Annotated in this window: 2 pseudogenes; one reads left to right on the top strand and one right to left on the bottom strand. The window is 68.0% G+C overall.

The annotated features are described in order from the left end of the window. Positions 1 to 957: pseudogene (locus ACNPM4_RS15940) on the bottom strand (MATE family efflux transporter); the annotation flags it as partial. A gap of 155 nt (positions 958 to 1,112) precedes the next feature. Between ACNPM4_RS15940 and ACNPM4_RS15935 the strand changes: the two are divergent. After that, a pseudogene (locus ACNPM4_RS15935) lies at positions 1,113 to 1,601 on the top strand (D-serine/D-alanine/glycine transporter); the annotation flags it as partial.

The following is a 1,601-nucleotide window of genomic DNA, read 5'->3' as shown; positions in this document are numbered from 1 at the left end:
CCATCCAGGTCGCCTCGACGACTCCGCGACGGATGCGGTCGGGGCGGCGGCCGCCGTGGTTCTGCGCGGCGTACATCGAGACCGCGAGGCCCAGCGACGACAGCAGCGCGACCGCGAGGCTATCGACCCGGGAACCGGTCGTGTAGGCGGCGACGGCGTCGGCCCCGAGGGTGTTCAGCGCGACCTGCACCGTGAGTGTGCCGATCGCGATGATCGACGCCTGGAAGCCCATGGGCAGGCCGAGGCGCAGGTGCTCGGCGATGTCGCCTGCGGTGATCCGCCAGTCGGCACGACGCAGGTGCAGCATCGGCAGGCGTCGGCGGACGAACTCGAGGCACAGTGCCACCGAGACGGCCTGCGCGACCACGGTCGCGAGCGCGGCGCCGCCGACACCCCACTCGAGGGGACCGACCATCAGCACGACGAGCCCGACGTTCAGCACGCACGAGACGGTGAGGAACACCAGCGGCGTCTTGGAGTCGCCGATCGCGCGGATGATCGCGGAGAGGTAGTTGAAGAACATCGTCGCGCCGGCACGAGGAAGCTGATCTGCGTGAAGATCGTGGCTTCGGCCATCAGCTCCGGAGGCGTCTGCAGCAGGGTGAGGATCGGGCCGGCGAGGAGGGGGGCTGCGACCGTCAGGATCACGCTCGTGATGGCACTGAGGAACACACCCGTGGCCACCGAGCGGCGCACGGCCGCATCGTCGCGCGCACCGAAGGCCTGCGCGATGGGGATCGCGAATCCGCTCGTCAGACCCCAGGCGAAGCCGAGCAGCAGGAACAGCAGGCTGCCGGTCGCGCCCACCGCCGCGAGGGAGGTGACGCCGAGGTGCCGTCCGACGACGATCGCATCGGCGAACTGGTACAGCTGCTGCACCACGTTGCCGAGGAGCAGCGGGATGGAGAAGGCGAGGATGACGCGCCACGGGCGGCCCGTGGTGAGAGAGGTGGCCATGAAGGAGCGGCTCGCAGAACTGGGGGACGGATCGGGGCTCGAACAAGCCTATCGAATCGATTCGGCGGAGCGGTATCCCCGATCTCGATTCGGTTGCTCGGGGAGGGGAAAGGTACCGTCGGAGCCGAACTGTCGACGGAGACCGGAGGACGAGAGTGACGAAGCAGCACCCGGGGGGAACCGGAAGCACGCACGATGCCGATGCCGACGGGGAGGAGCAGCACCTGCGGCGAGCGCTGAGCAACCGCCACATCCAGCTGCTCGCGATCGGTGGAGCGATCGGAACCGGCCTGTTCATGGGCAGCGGCAAGACGATCTCGGTGGCGGGACCGTCGGTGATCTTCGTCTACATGATCATCGGCTTCATGCTGTTCTTCGTCATGCGGGCGATGGGCGAACTGCTGCTGTCGAACCTCAAGTACAAGTCGTTCAGTGACTTCGCGAGCGATCTGCTCGGCCCGTGGGCGGGATTCTTCACCGGGTGGACCTACTGGTTCTGCTGGGTGGTCACCGGCGTCGCCGACGTGATCGCGATCGCGGGCTACACGGATGCGCTCATCCCCGGCGTCCCGTTGTGGATCCCCGGCGTCCTCGTGATCGTGATCCTGCTCGCCCTGAACCTGCCGACCGTCGCCGCGTTCGGC

The sequence above is a fragment of the Microbacterium umsixpiens genome (assembly GCF_053543675.1).
Note: the sequence above shows the minus strand (reverse complement) of the source record. Positions and strands in the feature narration are given on the sequence as shown.